Here is a 15,680-nt window from a genome sequence, read left to right as displayed (position 1 = left end):
TCGAGATGACCGCCATGAACCAACCCTTCCTGAGCGTCGAGTCCCTCGACAAGACCTTCGTGCTCCATGGCCAGGACGGCCTGCGCCTGGAGGTGATGCGCGACCTGTCGCTGACCCTGGCGCCGGGCGAATGCCTGGTGCTGGCCGGGCGCAGCGGCATCGGCAAGAGCACCCTGCTGAAGATGCTCCACGGCAGCTACCGGGTCACCGGCGGCCGCCTGCGCCTGCACTTCGAGGACGGCGAGCTGGACCTCGCCGACCTGCCGGCCCATGCCTGGCACCAGTTGCGGCGGGACGTGATCGGCTACGTCAGCCAGTTCCTGCGGGTGGTCCCGCGGGTGCCCGCCGTGGAAGTGGTGATGGAGCCGTTGCTGGCCCGCGGCGCCGATGCCGCGGAGGCCCGCGGCAAGGCCGAGGCCCTGCTGGCCCGGCTCAACCTGCCCGAGCGGCTATGGTCGTTGCCGCCGGGGACCTTCTCCGGTGGCGAGCAGCAGCGGGTCAATATCGCCCGGGGCTTCATCGGCGAGCATCCCCTGCTGCTGCTCGACGAGCCCACCGCCTCCCTGGACGCCGCCAACCGCGACGTAGTGGTGGAGCTGATCCGCGAGGCCAAGGCCCGTGGCACCGCCATGCTCGGCATCTTCCACGACGAGGACGTCCGCGAGCGAGTCGCCGATCGCCTGCTGCCCCTGGACCGCCACATGCGAGCCCGTACCCGCCTGCCCGACACCGATCCCCAGGAGACGCCGTGATGACCGCCACCGAACAGGTCCTGACCAACGCCCGCCTGATCCTCGAGGACGAGGTCGTGGCGGGCAGCCTGGCCATCCGCGATGGCATGATCGCCGGGCTGGATTCCGCCTCCAGCCGTACCACGACGGCCATCGACTGCCAGGGCGACTTCCTGATGCCGGGGCTCGTGGAGCTGCACACCGACAACATGGAGAAGTACTTTCAGCCGCGACCCAGGGTCGCCTGGCCGAGCCGACAGGCGGCGCTGGCCCACGACGCCCAGATGGCCGCCAGCGGCATCACCACGGTGTTCGATGCCGTGGCCATCGGCGACGTGGACGAGCAGAGCATGCGCCATGGGGCGCTGCACGAGATGGTCGGCGCCCTGGCCGGCATCGTCGACGATGGCCTGGCCCGGGTCGACCATCGCCTGCACCTGCGCTGCGAGGTCTGCCATCCCGAGACCCTGGCGCGGTTCGACGAGCTGGCCGACTCGGCGTTGCTGGGGCTGGTCTCGTTGATGGATCACGCCCCGGGCCAGCGTCAGTTCGCCAGCCTCGAGGCCTACCGCACCTACTACCAGGGCAAGTACGGCCTCGACGACCAGGCCCTGGAGACCTTCATCGCCAAGCAGCTGGCCAACAGCGAGCGCTACAGCGGCGAGCATCGGCGAGCCATCGCCGAGCGCTGCCGCGCCCGCGGCCTGGCCCTGGCCAGCCACGACGACGCCACCATCGCCCACGTGGCGGAGAGCCGGGAGTACGGCACCCGGGTGGCCGAGTTCCCCACCACCCGCGAGGCGGCCGAGGCCTCCCACCGCCAGGGCATGGCGGTGATGATGGGCGCGCCGAACGTGGTGCGCGGCGGCTCGCACTCCGGCAACATCGCGGCCAGCGAGCTGGTGCGTCTGGGCGTGCTCGACATCCTCTCCTCGGACTACTACCCAGCGGCGCTGCTCGATGCGGTCTTCCGCATCGCCGAGATGGAAGGCGGCTACTCCCTGCCCCGCGCCGTGGCCACCGCCACGTGGCATCCGGCGGCCGCCGTGGGGCTGGACGATCGCGGCCGGCTGGCCGAGGGACTGCGTGCCGACCTGCTGCGGGTCAAGCCGGTGGACGGTCACCCCCTGGTGCAGCGAGTCTGGAGCGCCGGCAGGCAGGTGCACTGATGGGCCGCCTGGTCTACCTGATGGGGGCCAGCGGCGTCGGCAAGGACTCCCTGCTCGACGCCGCCCGGGCCCGCCATCCCGACTGGCTGGTGGCCCATCGCTACGTGACCCGCGACAGCGGCGGCACCGAGAACGGCGTGGCCCTGACCCCGCACGAGTTCGCCGCGCGCCGTCGGCTGGGCCTGTTCTGCCTGACCTGGCAGGCCCATGGCCTGGACTATGGCCTCGGCATCGAACTCGAGGCCTGGCTGGCCCGGGATCAGACAGTGCTGCTCAACGGCAGCCGGCGGGCCCTGCCCGCGGCCCGGGCACGCTTCGGCGAGACCCTGATGCCGGTGCTCGTCACCGCCCCCGAGGCGGTGATCGCCGAGCGGCTTAGCCGCCGCGGCCGCGAGGACGAGGTCCAGATCGCCGCCCGGCTGGCCCGCCATCGCGAGCTGGCCGCGGCCCTGCCCGAGCTGCCCCGTCTCGACAATGGTGGCGCCCTGGACGACGCCCTGGTCGCCCTGGGGGCCTTGCTCGAGGAGGCATGCCGGGCATGAACTTCCGCTTCGTGGGCACCGGCGACAGCGCCCAGGTGCCGTGCTTCGGCTGCGACTGCCCGGCCTGCGCTCGGGCCCGGGTGCTGACCAGCCACCGGCGCGGCCCCTGCTGTGCCGAGGTGCGCCTCAACGGTCGACGGGTGTTGCTCGATGCCGGTCGCCCCGACCTGGCCGACAGCTGCGAGGGCGAGCGCCCGTCCACCATCCTGCTCACCCACTACCATGCCGATCACGTCCAGGGGCTCTTCCACCTTCGCTGGGGGACCGGCGCGCCGATCCCGGTGCATGGTCCCAAGGACGCCCACGGCTGTGCGGACCTCTACCGACACCCCGGCGTGCTGGACTTCCGGCCCGGACTCAAGCCCTTCCGGCCGCTCGAGGTGGAGGGGCTGACGGTGACGCCGGTACCGCTCAACCACAGCAAGCCGACGCTGGGCTACTGCCTGGACGACGGGGAAGGGCGCCTGGCCTATCTCACCGACACCCTCGGCCTGCCCGCCGAGACCGAGCGTTTCCTGCGCGACTGGACGCCGGATCTGGTGGTCCTCGACGCCACCCATCCGGCCGCCCACCGCGAGCCGCGCAACCACAACAACTTGCCCCTGGCCCTGGAGATCCTCGAGCGCCTGGGGACGCCCCAGGCCTACCTGACCCATATCGGCCATGACCTGGACGCCGAGCGACTGGCCGCGGCCACGTCGTTGCCGGATCGGGTGGCCCTCGCCCACGACGGCCTGTCGCTGCAGGTGCTGAGGGGCGGAGCCATGGCCTGCGACACGGAGACCGCCTCATGACCCAACCACCCTCCGCCCGACTCTCCCCGGCCCCCCGGGTCGCCGACTCGGCTCGCCTGCATGCCGCCGAGCTGGGGCGCTGGACCGAAGTCGGGGAACGCTGCGTGCTCAACCACGTCACCCTCGGCGACTACAGCTACATCGAGCGCGACGGCGACCTGATGTACGCCGGGGTGGGCAAGTTCACCTCCATCGCCGCGAGCGTGCGTCTCAACCCCAGCAACCACCCCTGGTGGCGGGCCACCCTGCACCATTTCACCTACCGGCCCGGCAAGTATGGCCTGGGTGACGCCGCCGAGGGCCTGGACGCGGAGGTGTTCCAATGGCGCGAGGGCAACCGGGTGATGATCGGCCACGACGCCTGGCTCGGCCACGGGGTGATCGTGCTGCCCGGCGTGACGGTCGGCAACGGCGCCATCGTCGGCGCCGGCAGCGTGGTCACCAGGGACGTGCCGGCCTACCACATCGCGGTGGGCAACCCCGCCCGGGTACTGCGGCCGCGGTTCGAGGACCCGACCCTCGCCGACCGACTCGAGGCCCTGGCCTGGTGGGACTGGCCAGAGGCGCGCATCCGCGATTGCCTGCCGCTCTTCCAGCAGGGGGCCGAGGCCTTCCTGGCGGCGGTGGAATAAGCCGACGCCAGTCGCTTACTCATTCCCGGCACGGCACGCGGTCTCGGGGAAGGAGCGTGGCAGTCGGGGCTCCAGCAGGCGGGCCGCGTGAAGCACCCTCAGGTCGTCGAAGCGGGCGCCGACCAGCTGCAGGCCCACCGGCAGGCCCCGGTCGTCCAGGCCGCAGGGCATCGAGAGGGCCGGCTGCTGGCTGAGGTTGAAGGGATAGGTGAAGGGCGTCCACTCCATCCACTCCTGGTAGGGGCCGTCCGGGGGCACGTCGTGGCCCGCGGCGAAGGGCGACAGCGGCAGGGTCGGCGTGACCAGCAGGTCGAAGCGCCGGTGGAAGTCCGCGAGTTGTGCGGTCAGTCGCTCCCGGGCCCGGCAGGCGGCCAGGTAGTCGCGGAGGGGGAGGGTGGCGCCGCGACGGGCGATGTCCAGCAGCCCCGGATCGAGCCGGCGGCGCTGGGCCTCGCTCCAGGCGTCGAGCAGCTGGGAGGCCCCGGCGAACCACAGGGTGTTGAAGGTCGCCAGGGGGCAGGCGATGCCGGGGGCGGCTTCCTCGACCCGGGCACCGAGCTCCCGCAGCCGTGTCGCCGCCTCCCGCACCCGGGCGGCGATGTCCGGGGCCACCTCCACGTAGCCCAGGTCGAGGCTCAGGGCAATGCGCCAGCCCCGCAGGTCGGGAGGCGGCGGCGTCCGCCAGTCGGGCCGCCGGGGATTGCCCAGGTGGCCGTCCCGGGCATCGGGCCGGGCCATCGCCTCCAGCATCAGCACGGCGTCCTCGACGCGGCGGGCGATCGGGCCGAGGTGGGACAGGGTGCCCATGGGGCTGGCCGGCCACTGGGGGACCCAGCCGAAGCTCGGCTTGATGCCGACGGTGCCGGTGAAGGCGGCGGGGATGCGAATCGAGCCGCCGGCGTCGCTGCCCTGGTGCAGCAGCCCCAGGTTGAGCGCCGCGGCGGCGGCGGCCCCACCCGAGGAGCCGCCGGGCGTGAGGCGGGGGTTCCAGGGGTTGCGGGTCACGCCGGTCAGCGGCGAGTCGGTGACCGCCTTCCAGCCGTATTCCGGGGTGGTGGTCTTGCCGAGGATCACCGCCCCCGCCTCGCGCAGGTGGGCGGCGACGGGGGCGTCCTGCTCCCCGAGGCCCTCGGCCGGCGTGGTTCGCGAGCCCAGCCGGGTCGGCATGTCGGCGGTGCGGGTCATGTCCTTGAGGGTGACCGGGAGGCCATCCAGGGGACCGCGGGGCGTGCCGGCCTTCCAGCGCGCCTCCGACGCCCGGGCCTCGGCCCGTGCGGCGTCCGGCGACAGGTGGGCGAAGGCGTTGATCGCGGGGTTCTCGCGCTCGATGCGGGCCAGGCAGTCCTCGACCAGCGCCAGCGGCGAGAGGGCGCCGCGGCGGAACCGCTTGAGGGCCTCGGTCGCGGACAGGGAGATCAGGCTCTCGTATGGCCGGGGGGATGACATGGCGGCACTCCTCGGCGTCGGCGACATTCGGCATCACGGCAAGGGCACCCCGGAGCGCCGCGCCTGCCTTCAGTGTGGCCGATGGGAGCGGCATTCGGCAGGTCGAGGGGATAACGTTAGTCAAGCCTGACGTTAACGACAGTAATGTACGGTTTTACCAATCTGTCGCCGGGGCCATGCTGAGGGTGTCCCTTACTCGACAGGAGCCGAACCATGCTGGAGCCGGACACCTACCGGGATCCCGTGGCCGATGGGCCGACCCGGCTGAACGACCACTACTGGATGCCGTTCAGTGCCAACCGGGACTTCCGCGATCACCCGCGGATGATCGTCGCCGCCGAGGGGCGTTACTTCATCGACGACCGCGGTCGGCGGCTGTTCGACTCGCTCTCGGGGCTCTGGACCTGCGGGGCCGGCCACAACCGCGAGGCGATCCAGCAGGCGGTGGCCCGTCAGCTGGGCCGCCTCGACTACGCGCCCGGTTTCCAGGTCGGTCACCCGCTGGCCTTCGCGCTGGCCGAGAGGGTCGCCTCGCTGACGCCACCGGGGCTCGATCACGTCTTCTTCACCGACTCCGGCTCCGAGTCCGCCGACACCGCCCTCAAGATGGCCAAGGCCTACTGGCGGCTGAAGGGGCGTCCCGAGAAGACCCGGCTGATCGGCCGCGCCAAGGGCTACCACGGCGTCAACATCGGCGGCACCAGCCTCGGCGGCATCGGCCCCAACCGCAAGCACTACGGGCCGCTGCTCGATGCCAGCCACCTGCCGCATACCCTGCAGGCCGATCGACGCTTCACCCGTGGCCAGGCCGAGACGGGCGCCGAACTCGCCGACGCCCTGCTCGAGCAGATCGCCCTGCATGACGCCTCGACCATCGGCGCGGTGATCGTCGAGCCCATGTCCGGCTCGGCGGGGGTGATCGTGCCTCCCCGGGGCTACCTGGAACGCCTCCGCGAGATCTGCACCGCCCATGACATCCTGTTGATCTTCGACGAGGTGATCACCGCCTTCGGCCGCAGCGGGGCACGCACCGGCGCGGAAGCCTTCGGCGTGACGCCGGACCTGATGACGGTGGCCAAGCAGCTCACCAACGGCGCCGTGCCGATGGGAGCGGTGATCGCCTCCCGCGAGATCCACGATGCCTTCATGGCCGGCGGCGGGCCCCGCCATGCCATCGAGTTCCCCCACGGCTACACCTACAGCGCCCACCCGGTGGCCTGCGCCGCGGGCAGGGCCGCCCTCGAGCTGTTCGAGCGCGAGGATTTCCCGGCCCAGGTGCGGGCCATCGCCCCGGCCTTCGAGGACCGGCTGCATGCCCTCAAGGGCCGGCCTCACGTGGTGGACATCCGCAACTACGGGCTGGCCGGCGCCATCCAGTTGGCGCCCCGAGACGGCGATCCGACGATTCGCCCCCGGGACGCCCACCTGGCGCTCTGGGAGGCCGGCTTCTATGTCCGCTACGGCGGCGACACCCTGCAGTTCGGCCCGCCCTTCGCCAGCACCGCGGCCGAACTGGAGCGGCTCTTCGACGCCGTGGCCACCACCCTGGACCGGCTCGACTAGTCAGGCCGGTTCGTTCCGACGACGTCTTCAGACCCGCACCGCCGTGGCGGTGCGGGCCGGCCGCCCCGATGCCGGGGCGGCCCCCATCGACGCATTTCCCCCCCTCATGACAGGAGATCACTTCATGACCCGGATCCCCCACTGGATCGACGGCGAGCGCCTGACCGGCGAGCGCAGCCTGCCGGTCAGCAATCCCGCCACCGGCGAGACCATTCGCGATGTCGCCGACGGCGACGCCGCCACCGTCGCGCGGGCGATCGCCGCCGCCGAGGCCGCCTTCCCGGCCTGGCGCGACACCCCGCCGGCCAGGCGCGCCCAGGTGATGTACCGCTTCAAGCGGCTGCTCGAGACCCATGCCGACCGGCTGGTCCACCTGGTCAGCGAGGAGCACGGCAAGACCCTGGAGGACGCCCGGGGCGAGCTGCGCCGCGGCATCGAGAACGTCGAGTACGCCTGCGGGGTGCCGGAGCTGCTCAAGGGCGAGTATTCCCACAACGTCGGTCCCGGTATCGACGCCTGGTCGAACTTCCGGCCGCTCGGCGTGGTGGCGGGCATCACGCCCTTCAACTTCCCGGCCATGGTGCCGCTGTGGATGTATCCCCTGGCCATCGCCTGCGGCAATGCCTTCATCCTCAAGCCTTCGGAGAAGGCGCCCTCCGCGGCATTGGCGGTGGCCGAGCTGCTCGAGGAGGCCGGCCTGCCCCGGGGCGTGATGAACGTGGTGCAGGGCGGGCGCGAGACCGTGGAGGCGCTGCTCGATGCCCCGTCGATCAAGGCGGTGTCCTTCGTCGGCTCCACCCCCATCGCCGAGGCGCTCTATGCCCGGGGGGCGGCCGCCGGAAAACGCGTCCAGGCCCTGGGCGGGGCCAAGAACCATGCCGTGGTGCTGCCGGACGCCGACATCGACAACGCCGCCGGCACCCTGATGGGGGCGGCCTACGGCAGCGCCGGGGAGCGCTGCATGGCGATCTCGGTGGCGGTGTGCGTGGGCGACGATACCGCCGACCGGCTGGTGGAAGCGCTCAAGCCGAGGATCGATGCCCTCAGGATCGGGCCCGGCACCGCGCCCGGCCTGGACATGGGCCCGCTGGTCACCGCCGAGCATCGCGATCGGGTGCTGGGCCACATCGAGGACGGCCTGGCCGAGGGCGCCGAGCTGGTGGCCGATGGGCGGAGCCTGCGCGTACCCGGACACGAGGACGGTTTCTTCGTCGGCGGCTGCCTGTTCGACCGGGTGACCCCGGCGATGCGGCTCTACCGGGAGGAAATCTTCGGCCCGGTGCTGTGCGTGGTGCGCGTCGCGAGCCTCGACGAGGCCATCGCCCTGACCAATGCCCATGAATACGGCAACGGCACCTGCCTGTTCACCCGTGACGGCGAGGCGGCCCGGCGCTTCGCTGACGCCATCGAGGTGGGCATGGTGGGCATCAACGTGCCGCTGCCCGTGCCGGTGGCCCATCACAGCTTCGGCGGCTGGAAGCGCTCGCTGTTCGGCGACCTGCATGCCTACGGCCCCGATGCGGTGCGCTTCTACACCCGCCGCAAGGCGATCTCCCAGCGTTGGCCGTCCCGCTACGAGGCCGGTCAGGCGGAGTTCGCCTTTCCTTCCTGAGGAGTCCGGCACGCCACGGGGGAGACCCAGGCCTCCCCCGCGGATGTCGCCCCGGTGTTGCCGGAGGCGGGCCTGGCGCCTCAGGCCTCGCCTGGCGCGACGGCGGCATAGGCCACCATCTCGACGAGCATCTCTTCCCGGGCGAAGCCGGAGACGATGATGGCGGCCCGGTTGGGGTAGGGCTCGCGGACGTACTCGGCGTAGACCCGGTTGACCGTGGCCAGGTCCTCCCGGGCGGTGACGTAGATCAGCACCTGGGTCAGGGCCTCCGGGCCGGCGCCCGCCTTCTCCAGGGTGTGGACCAGGTTGTCCAGGGTCTGGCGAGTCTGGGCCTCGATGCCGCCTTCCACCACCTGGCCATCGGCACCGATGGGGATCTGGGCGGTGAACAGGATGCCGTTGCCGACGACGGCCCATTCCAGGGGCGCCTTGGAGGCGAAGAGGTCGGTGCGTACGGGATGAATCATCGGTCGGTGTCTCGTCTCAGTCGTTGTCGTGGGTGCCGGCGCCGGCGCCTTCGCGGGAGGCGTCGGTGGCCTCCACCAGCATGCGGGTGGCGAGGTGCTTGAGGCGTTCCCAGACGGCCTCTTCCACCTCGATGCCCTCTTTCAGCGCCTGGTTGCGGCAGGCCAGCAGGTCCGATTCGTCGTGGCGCGCCAGCAGGTCGTAGCGGTAGTCCGAGCGCATCGCCGGCAGCAGGTCGACGTGGTTGGCCATCACCAGGGTGATGCCGTCGTTGGGCTCGTTCTCCTCCGGCACCTCCTGTACCGCGTAGACGCGGATCTCCGGCGCCGAGCCATTGGCCCGGAAGCCCACCACCTGCTCGGTGAGCGGCTGCTGGACGTTGCGCCAGAAGGCGGTGACGTTCATGCCGCGGCCGGCCAGGCGGGCCAGGTAGCCCATGATCAGCTGGCGGTTGTGGCAGTGGCGGATCTTGGTCACCGAGAGCCCGCGGGCCCGGGCCTTGGCGAAGCCGAGCTCCAGGGCCAGGGTGGAGCTGCGCAGCACGCTCTGGCCATGGCCGTCGACCACCGCCAGGTCGCCGTCCTGGTAGAGCACGCTGGGCAGCTCGTCGGGATCCTCGTCGAGCAGGAAGTCCAGGCCGCGGTTCAGGGCGGCCAGGCCGCCGAGGCCGAAGCACTGCATCCAAGCGACCATGTCGGCGGCATCCGCGGCGTCGGCCTCCTCGAAGCCCATGCCGATGAAGGCCTTGCGGCACAGGCCCTGCAGCTCGTTGTAGGACGCCTTCATGATGTCTCTCCTGCGCCTTGTGGTTGTGCCTGCCCGATGCCCTCGGGCTCCAGCGGGAAGCTCCAGTCGTCGAAGTCGGCCAGGTCCCGGGGCTCGGCGTTGAGCTCCTCGACCAGGGGCGCGCCCTGGAAGAGGGTGATGCGCACCCAGCGGTCCGACTTGGGATCGAAGCGGCTGGCGCCGAAGAACGCCAGCTTGGTGCGCAGCAGGTGCATGGGTTTCATGTCCCGGTGCCAGAGGTTGGCGCGGATCTCCCCGTAGGGCGTCTCCACCATCGACTGGATGCGCCGCACGATGTCCTTGTGGCGCGGGTGGGCGATCAAAAACTCCACCACCAGGGCGCGGGGGTTGGCCTCCAGGAAGTCGCTCAGGACCCCGTGGGTGTGGTGGACCCGGGGCGCGATGGCCAGCGGCAGTTCCTTCTCGGCGCCGGGCTCCTCGCCGCGCACGCCGAGCCGGGGCTCTTCCTTCTCGGCGGAGCGATACCAGAACCAGTGGCGCGCCTCGGGACGGTCGAAGTCCTCGGCCAGGGCCCAGTCATAGTGCGTCTCGATCAGCTGCTTGAGGCGCACCAGCGGCATGTCCGGGGTCAGCTCCAGGCGCTCCTCGGTGCCCATCCGGTCCTCCAGCGGATCGACCCGCTCGGGGTAGAGCTCGATCAGCAGGGTGTTGACCAGCTCCTGGGCCTCCAGAGGCAGGGTGCGCGCGCTCCAGGCCACCAGCTGTTGCCAGAGGTCCGGCTCCAGCGGCATCTCCTCGAGCCAGGCGATCACCTCCGGCAGGGCCGCCCCCAGGGCGGCGTTGCGCGCGCCCTGGTCGGCATCCTCGCTGACCGTCTGCGCCAGGTGCCGCATGGCGCGCCGGGTCAGGGCGATCAGCCGCCGGCGGCTGTCCTCGTCCGGCGTCTGCGCCAGGGCCAGGGCCAGGGCGGTCTCCCGACAGGTCACCCACTGCTGGATCAGCTGGGGATGGTTGATCAGGAAGGGGGCCATGCCGAGCCCGGTGGAATTGCCGATGCCCAGATAGCGACGCAGCTCGGTGGCCATGGGCACCGCGGTCTCGGGCGCCCGGCGGCGGGCGATGTGCTCCACCTGCTCGATGGAGAAGTGGCGCAGCAGGTAGACCGCCAGCATCTGGGCCGAGAAGGGCCGCTGGAAGTCGGGATTGTCCCGCAGGCGGACGTAGTCGGCGATGCCGAACTTGCCGTTGCCGTAGACCGCCGTGGTCCGGTAGAGGTAGCCGACCCGGGTCAGCCAGGCCGGGTCGGGCTGGTCGCCGGCGGACAGCGCCTCCACGAAATGGGTGAAGTTGCGCAGGCTGCGGTTGGCCCGTGACAGCACCAGCAGGCGCGGATGCTGGCGCCCGGCCTCCTGCAGCGGCACGTTGGCGGCCATCTGCTCGAGCAGGGCGTCGTCCACGTCGCCCTCGACCACCCCGAAGGTGACGTCCCAGGCCTGGGCGATCACCCGGTCGGAGCGCTGATCGTCCTCCAGGTGCTGGGAGAAGATCACCCCGTGATAGCGGCCCTGGGGCGTCTGCAGCCGATAGATGGCGATGCCGTGCCCCTGATCATCCAGGTCGAAGCGGGCGCGGCTGATCTGCCAGCGCTGGCGGGCCATCTGGCGGATGAGGCTGCGCACGAAGCTCAGGCGGCTGGCCGGCAGGCTGCCCAGACGCTCCAGGTCCATGACCTCCTCGGCGGGGCGCAGCGGCACCGAAGCGGGGGTCGGGTAGGCGAACTCAGTCATGCTTCTGCTCCAGATTGCGACGCGTGGACAGGCCCTGGGAGCGGGCCATGGCAAGGGCGGCCTGGGGCCCGGTCCACAGGGAAGGCAGCAGCACCAGCGACACCGGAATGGCGGTGAGCACGATGAACTGCTGCAGCACGCTGATCTGGCCGGCCCCCATGTACAGCAGGATGCCCGCCATCAGCGCCATGGCGATGCCCCAGAAGGCCCGCACCAGGGTGCTGGGACGGTCGTGGCCGGAGCCCACCACGGCGATGGCATAGCTCATGGAGTCGCCGGTGGTGGCGACGAAGATGGTGGTCAGCACCAGGATGGCCAGCGCCATCAGGGTGCCGCCGGGCAGCGCCTGGGCCACGGTGAGGGTGGCCACGTCGAACTGGAAGTTGTTCAGCGCCTCGGTCAGGTCGATGGCCCCGGTCAGCTGGTAGTGGATGCCCGAGCCGCCCAGCAGGGTGAACCAGACGGTGGTGGCGATCGGCGCCATCACCGCCACGGCCAGGATCATCTGGCGGATGGTGCGGCCCCGGGAGATGCGCGCCACGAAAATCGCCATCAGCGGGCCATAGCCGATGAACCAGGCGAAGAAGAACACCGTCCACCACTGCATCCACCAGTCGGGCGCGGTCTCGGCGGTCATGGTGGCCATGGCGAAGAAGGAGGTCAGGTACTCGCCGATGCCCTGGGTGTAGGCGTTGGTCAGGAACAGCGTGGGGCCGAACAGGAAGATCACCGCGGCGATGGCCAGCGCCAGGAAGACGTTGAAGCGGCTGAGCAGCTGGATGCCGCGATGGATGCCGGTCACCGCCGAGGTCACGTAGACCGCGGCCAGGGCCACCAGGATCACCAGCTGGGTGCCGTAGCCCTCGGAGACGCCGAACAGCTCGTGCAGGCCGAAGCTCACCTGGGTGGCCAGGAAGCCGATCGGGCCCACGGTGCCGGCGACCACGGCGATCACGCACAGGGCGTCGACCACGCCGCCGAAGGTGCCGCCCATCACTCGCTCGCCGAGGACCGGGTAGAGCAGGGTGCGGGGCTGCAGCGGCTGGCCCTTGTCGTAGTGGGCGTGGGCCAGCACCACCGCGGTCAGCGAGCCGAGTACCGCCCAGGCCAGGAAGCCCCAGTGCATGAAGGACTGGGCCAGGGCCCCGGCCACGGCCTCGGCGGTGCCCGCCTCGGTGGAGAAGGCCGGGGGCGTGACCACGAAGTGATAGACCGGCTCGCCGGCGGCGAAGAACACGCCCCCGCCGGCCAGCAGGGTGCACATGATGATCGACAGCCACTTGAAGGTGCTGATCTCCGGCGTGGCGCGGTTGCCGATCTTGGCGCTGGCGGCGGGGGAGACAGCCACGCCGAGGCCGATGAAGAAGGTCAACAGCAACAGCAGCTGGAAGTAGGAGCCCAGGGTGCGGGCCGTCCAGGCGAAGCCGGCGCCGATGGCACCGGCCACCATGTCGACGTCATACAGCGACAGGGCGACGAACAGCAGGATGAAGCCCACGCTGAGCGTCAGCACGACGGGGTCGCCCAGGCGGTGCTCCCGCGGCGCGGAGACCGCTGGGGTGGCGATATTGTGTTGTGTCATGTCGATGGCCTTTGGCTGAAGGGCCCGGCGGGCCCGTTGTTATTGTCGGTCAGGCGGTCGGTCTGGTCAGGCGGCGACGTCCCCGGCCCCGGCCGGGACGGCGGCGCGCTCCAGCAGCTCGACCCAGTTGCGTCCCATGACCCGGGCGATCGAGGTCTCGTCGAAGCCACGCCGACGCAGTCCCGCGATCAGGTTCGGGAAGTCCCGGCTGTCCCGCAGCCAGGACAGGGGACGGGGCCAGTCGGCGTTGGCCTGGCTGCCTTCGCCGTAGTCCATCTCCTTGGACCAGCGGCCGTTGCGCATCCACTCCAGCACCGAGGTCGGCTGGGCCTGGCACAGGTCGGTGCCGATGCCGATGTGCTCGATGCCCATCAGGTCGGCGGTGCGGGCGACCATGTCGCAGAAGTCCTCGAGGGAGCAGTCCGGCCCGTTCTTCAGGTGGAAGGGGTAGGCCGAGAAGCCCAGGATCCCGCCGGACTCGGCGATGGCCCGGAGCACCCTGTCCGACTTGTTGCGCTTGGCCGGATGGAAGGAGGCCGGGTTGGCGTGGGAGATGATCACCGGCCGCTCGGAGAGCTCCACGGCCTCCAGGGTCGAGCGCTCGGCGCTGTGGGACATGTCGATGACCATGCCCACCCGGTTCATCTCGCGGATCACCTGGCGGCCGAAGCGGGTGATGCCGCTGTCCTCGGCCTCGTAGCAGCCGCAGGCCAGCAGGCTCTGGTTATTGTAGGTCAGCTGCATGATCAGCAGCCCCAGGTCGCGCATCACCGCGACCATGTCGATGTCGTCCTCGATGGGCGAGCAGTTCTGGGCGCCGAGGAAGATGCCCACCTTGCCGGCCTGGCGGGCGCGCTCGATGTCGCCCGGCGCGCGCACCGGCATGATCAGGTCGCCATGGGCCTCGAAGCGGCGGTTCCACTCGCCCAGGCGCGACAGGGTCTCGCGGGTGTTCTCGTGATAGACCAGGGTGGCGTGGACGGCGTCGACGCCGCCCTCGCGCATCTGCTCGAAGATCTCCCGCGACCAGTTGGAGTACTGCAGGCCGTCGACGATGAGCATTTCCTTGGACATGGGCGATCTCCTCAGGCCTTGACGTAGCAGGTCTTGACCACGGTGTAGAACTCGCGGGCGTAGCGGCCCTGCTCCCGGGGACCGAAGCTGGAATCCTTGCGGCCGCCGAAGGGCACGTGGTAATCGGTGCCGGCGGTGGCCAGGTTGACCATCACGCAGCCGGTCTCGGCGCGGGCCTTGAAGTCATTGGCGAGCTTCAGGGAGTCGGTGATGATGCCGGCGGTGAGGCCGAAGTTGGTGTCGTTGAGGGTGGCGATGGCCTCCTCGTAGTCGCGGACCTTGATCACGCAGGCGATCGGCCCGAAGACCTCCTCACGGTTGATGGCCATGTCGTTGCGGGTGTCGACGAACAGCGTCGGCGCCATGAAGAAGCCGTCGGTGTCGCGCTCCAGGCGCTCGCCGCCGAAGGCCAGAGTGGCCCCGTCGGCCTTCGCGCGCTCGACCCAGGCCAGGTTGGACTCCAGCTGGCGGGCATCCACGGCGGGGCCGATGTGCACGCCGTCCTCCAGGGCGTGGCCGACCCGGATCGTCTTCAGCTTGTCGATCAGCTTCTCGACGAAGGCATCGTGGACCGCCTCGGTGACGATGAGGCGCGAGGAGGCGGTGCACTTCTGGCCGGTGCCGGAGTAGGCGCCGGCGAAGGCGGCTTCCACGGCCAGGTCCAGGTCGGCGTCGTCGGCGACGATCAGGGCGTTCTTGGAGCCCATCTCCAGCTGGCACTTGACCAGGTTGCCGGCGGTGGCGGCGGCCACGCGGCGGCCCACGTCCAGGGAGCCGGTGAAGCTCAGGGCATCGATCTCGGGGCTCGAGATGAGCGCATCGCCGACGCTGCTGCCCGGGCCCATCAGCAGGTTGAAGGTGCCGGCGGGCAGCGCCTGGCGGCTGATGATCTCGGTCAGCGCCCAGGCGCTGGCCGGCACCAGGTTGGCCGGCTTGAAGATCACGGCGTTGCCGAAGGCCAGCGCCGGGGCGATCTTCCACACGGCGGTGGCCATGGGGAAGTTCCAGGGGCTGATGATCCCCACCACGCCCACCGGCTCACGGCGGGTGTCCACCTCGATGCCCGGGCGCACGGAGTCGACCCGCTCGTCGATCTGGCGCAGCACCTCGGCGGCGTAGTAGTGGAAGAACTGCGCGGAGCGATAGACCTCGCCGACACCCTCGGCGCGCGTCTTGCCCTCTTCCCGGGCCAGCAGTTCGCCGAGCTCGTCCTTGCGGGCGGCCAGCTCGTCGCCGATGGCCATCAGCACGCCGTAGCGCTGCTCCAGGCCGCTCTGGCGCCATTCGGCGAGGCCGCGCTTGGCGGCGGCGATGGCCTGGCCGGCGTGGTCGACATCGGCCTGGGCATACTCGCCGATCGCGTCGCGGGTGTCGGAGGGGTTGAGGTTGGTGATGCTGCCCTGGCCGTCGATCCAGGCGCCGTCGATGTAGAGAGAATGAACGTGGGACATGGGGACCTCCTGTGTGACGTTGCCGTCATCCTAGGCGAGGGTCCAAGATAAGGATAATCAATAAAAAAGATAAAATGATAAGAGG

General features: G+C 70.6%; 14 protein-coding genes. 7 read left to right on the top strand and 7 right to left on the bottom strand.

Going from position 1 to position 15,680, the window contains the following annotated elements; translation table 11 throughout:
* The first annotated feature begins 5 nt into the window (after positions 1–5).
* The 5 genes from phnL to BEI_RS16685 are packed head-to-tail and all read left to right on the top strand — an operon-like array spanning position 6 to position 3,868.
* A complete protein-coding gene (gene phnL / locus BEI_RS16705) occupies positions 6–752 on the top strand; it encodes a phosphonate C-P lyase system protein PhnL (RefSeq protein ID WP_227644506.1) in 747 nt (248 codons plus the stop codon).
* Positions 752–1,900 (top strand): alpha-D-ribose 1-methylphosphonate 5-triphosphate diphosphatase, encoded by a 1,149-nt coding sequence (locus BEI_RS16700; protein WP_097790567.1) that lies wholly within the window; start codon positions 752–754, stop codon positions 1,898–1,900. Before phnL ends, BEI_RS16700 begins: the two co-directional genes overlap by 1 nt.
* Positions 1,900–2,442: a ribose 1,5-bisphosphokinase gene (gene phnN / locus BEI_RS16695; protein WP_097790566.1), complete on the top strand. Its 543-nt coding sequence runs from the start codon at positions 1,900–1,902 to the stop codon at positions 2,440–2,442. Before BEI_RS16700 ends, phnN begins: the two co-directional genes overlap by 1 nt.
* On the top strand, positions 2,439–3,236 hold the full coding sequence (gene phnP, locus BEI_RS16690) for a phosphonate metabolism protein PhnP (protein ID WP_097791137.1): 798 nt from the start codon (positions 2,439–2,441) through the stop codon (positions 3,234–3,236). Before phnN ends, phnP begins: the two co-directional genes overlap by 4 nt.
* On the top strand, positions 3,233–3,868 hold the full coding sequence (locus BEI_RS16685; RefSeq protein WP_097790565.1) for a DapH/DapD/GlmU-related protein: 636 nt from the start codon (positions 3,233–3,235) through the stop codon (positions 3,866–3,868). The genes phnP and BEI_RS16685 overlap by 4 nt, the downstream gene beginning before the upstream one ends.
* Before the next feature lie 15 nt (positions 3,869–3,883).
* Here BEI_RS16685 and BEI_RS16680 read toward each other — a convergent pair whose 3' ends face one another.
* A complete protein-coding gene (locus BEI_RS16680) occupies positions 3,884–5,314 on the bottom strand; it encodes an amidase (protein ID WP_097790564.1) in 1,431 nt (476 codons plus the stop codon).
* A gap of 213 nt (positions 5,315–5,527) precedes the next feature.
* Here BEI_RS16680 and aptA point away from each other — a divergent pair, with 213 nt between their 5' ends.
* Together aptA and BEI_RS16670 are read left to right on the top strand one after the other, a co-directional pair.
* The gene (gene aptA, locus BEI_RS16675; protein ID WP_097790563.1) at positions 5,528–6,877 is read left to right on the top strand and encodes an omega-aminotransferase AptA; all 1,350 of its coding nucleotides are present in this window, start codon (positions 5,528–5,530) and stop codon (positions 6,875–6,877) included.
* A 124-nt stretch (positions 6,878–7,001) separates the two neighbouring features.
* On the top strand, positions 7,002–8,489 hold the full coding sequence (locus BEI_RS16670) for a CoA-acylating methylmalonate-semialdehyde dehydrogenase (protein WP_097790562.1): 1,488 nt from the start codon (positions 7,002–7,004) through the stop codon (positions 8,487–8,489).
* An 80-nt stretch (positions 8,490–8,569) separates the two neighbouring features.
* On the opposite strand, the gene BEI_RS16665 is transcribed toward BEI_RS16670, so the two are convergent.
* The 6 genes from BEI_RS16665 to BEI_RS16640 all read right to left on the bottom strand — a co-directional run bounded on the left by BEI_RS16665 (position 8,570) and on the right by BEI_RS16640 (position 15,595).
* Positions 8,570–8,956 carry a RidA family protein gene (locus BEI_RS16665; RefSeq protein WP_097790561.1) on the bottom strand — a complete coding sequence of 129 codons (387 nt, stop codon included), beginning with the start codon at positions 8,954–8,956 and terminating at the stop codon, positions 8,570–8,572.
* A 16-nt stretch (positions 8,957–8,972) separates the two neighbouring features.
* Positions 8,973–9,740 carry a DUF3726 domain-containing protein gene (locus BEI_RS16660; RefSeq protein WP_097790560.1) on the bottom strand — a complete coding sequence of 256 codons (768 nt, stop codon included), beginning with the start codon at positions 9,738–9,740 and terminating at the stop codon, positions 8,973–8,975.
* Positions 9,737–11,488 (bottom strand): hypothetical protein, encoded by a 1,752-nt coding sequence (locus BEI_RS16655; RefSeq protein WP_097790559.1) that lies wholly within the window; start codon positions 11,486–11,488, stop codon positions 9,737–9,739. Before BEI_RS16655 ends, BEI_RS16660 begins: the two co-directional genes overlap by 4 nt.
* Entirely contained in the window at positions 11,481–13,070 is a 1,590-nt protein-coding gene (locus tag BEI_RS16650) for a BCCT family transporter (protein WP_097790558.1), read from the bottom strand. The genes BEI_RS16655 and BEI_RS16650 overlap by 8 nt, the downstream gene beginning before the upstream one ends.
* Positions 13,071–13,136: 66 nt before the next feature.
* Positions 13,137–14,144: a dipeptidase gene (locus BEI_RS16645; RefSeq protein WP_193765129.1), complete on the bottom strand. Its 1,008-nt coding sequence runs from the start codon at positions 14,142–14,144 to the stop codon at positions 13,137–13,139.
* Between the two features lie 11 nt (positions 14,145–14,155).
* Positions 14,156–15,595, bottom strand: a complete 1,440-nt coding sequence (locus BEI_RS16640) for an aldehyde dehydrogenase family protein (protein ID WP_097790557.1) — start codon at positions 15,593–15,595, stop codon at positions 14,156–14,158.
* Positions 15,596–15,680: the final 85 nt, after the last annotated feature.

The sequence above is a fragment of the Halomonas beimenensis genome (genome assembly GCF_002549795.1).
Taxonomy (GTDB): Bacteria; Pseudomonadota; Gammaproteobacteria; order Pseudomonadales; family Halomonadaceae; genus Halomonas; species Halomonas beimenensis.
The sequence above is the reverse complement of the archived record's forward strand: the minus strand, read 5'-3'. Positions and strand labels throughout refer to the sequence as shown.

Bases quoted from the DNA above. Each gene is read 5' to 3' on its own strand.
- BEI_RS16665 (WP_097790561.1), bottom strand. From the start codon at position 8,956: ATGATTCATCCCGTACGCACCGACCTCTTCGCCTCCAAGGCGCCCCTG.
- BEI_RS16680 (WP_097790564.1), bottom strand. From the start codon at position 5,314: ATGTCATCCCCCCGGCCATACGAGAGCCTGATCTCCCTGTCCGCGACC.
- phnL (WP_227644506.1), top strand. From the start codon at position 6: ATGACCGCCATGAACCAACCCTTCCTGAGCGTCGAGTCCCTCGACAAG.
- BEI_RS16660 (WP_097790560.1), bottom strand. From the start codon at position 9,740: ATGAAGGCGTCCTACAACGAGCTGCAGGGCCTGTGCCGCAAGGCCTTC.
- BEI_RS16650 (WP_097790558.1), bottom strand. From the start codon at position 13,070: ATGACACAACACAATATCGCCACCCCAGCGGTCTCCGCGCCGCGGGAG.
- BEI_RS16640 (WP_097790557.1), bottom strand. From the start codon at position 15,595: ATGTCCCACGTTCATTCTCTCTACATCGACGGCGCCTGGATCGACGGC.
- aptA (WP_097790563.1), top strand. From the start codon at position 5,528: ATGCTGGAGCCGGACACCTACCGGGATCCCGTGGCCGATGGGCCGACC.
- BEI_RS16655 (WP_097790559.1), bottom strand. From the start codon at position 11,488: ATGACTGAGTTCGCCTACCCGACCCCCGCTTCGGTGCCGCTGCGCCCC.
- BEI_RS16670 (WP_097790562.1), top strand. From the start codon at position 7,002: ATGACCCGGATCCCCCACTGGATCGACGGCGAGCGCCTGACCGGCGAG.
- BEI_RS16700 (WP_097790567.1), top strand. From the start codon at position 752: ATGACCGCCACCGAACAGGTCCTGACCAACGCCCGCCTGATCCTCGAG.
- BEI_RS16685 (WP_097790565.1), top strand. From the start codon at position 3,233: ATGACCCAACCACCCTCCGCCCGACTCTCCCCGGCCCCCCGGGTCGCC.
- BEI_RS16645 (WP_193765129.1), bottom strand. From the start codon at position 14,144: ATGTCCAAGGAAATGCTCATCGTCGACGGCCTGCAGTACTCCAACTGG.
- phnP (WP_097791137.1), top strand. From the start codon at position 2,439: ATGAACTTCCGCTTCGTGGGCACCGGCGACAGCGCCCAGGTGCCGTGC.
- phnN (WP_097790566.1), top strand. From the start codon at position 1,900: ATGGGCCGCCTGGTCTACCTGATGGGGGCCAGCGGCGTCGGCAAGGAC.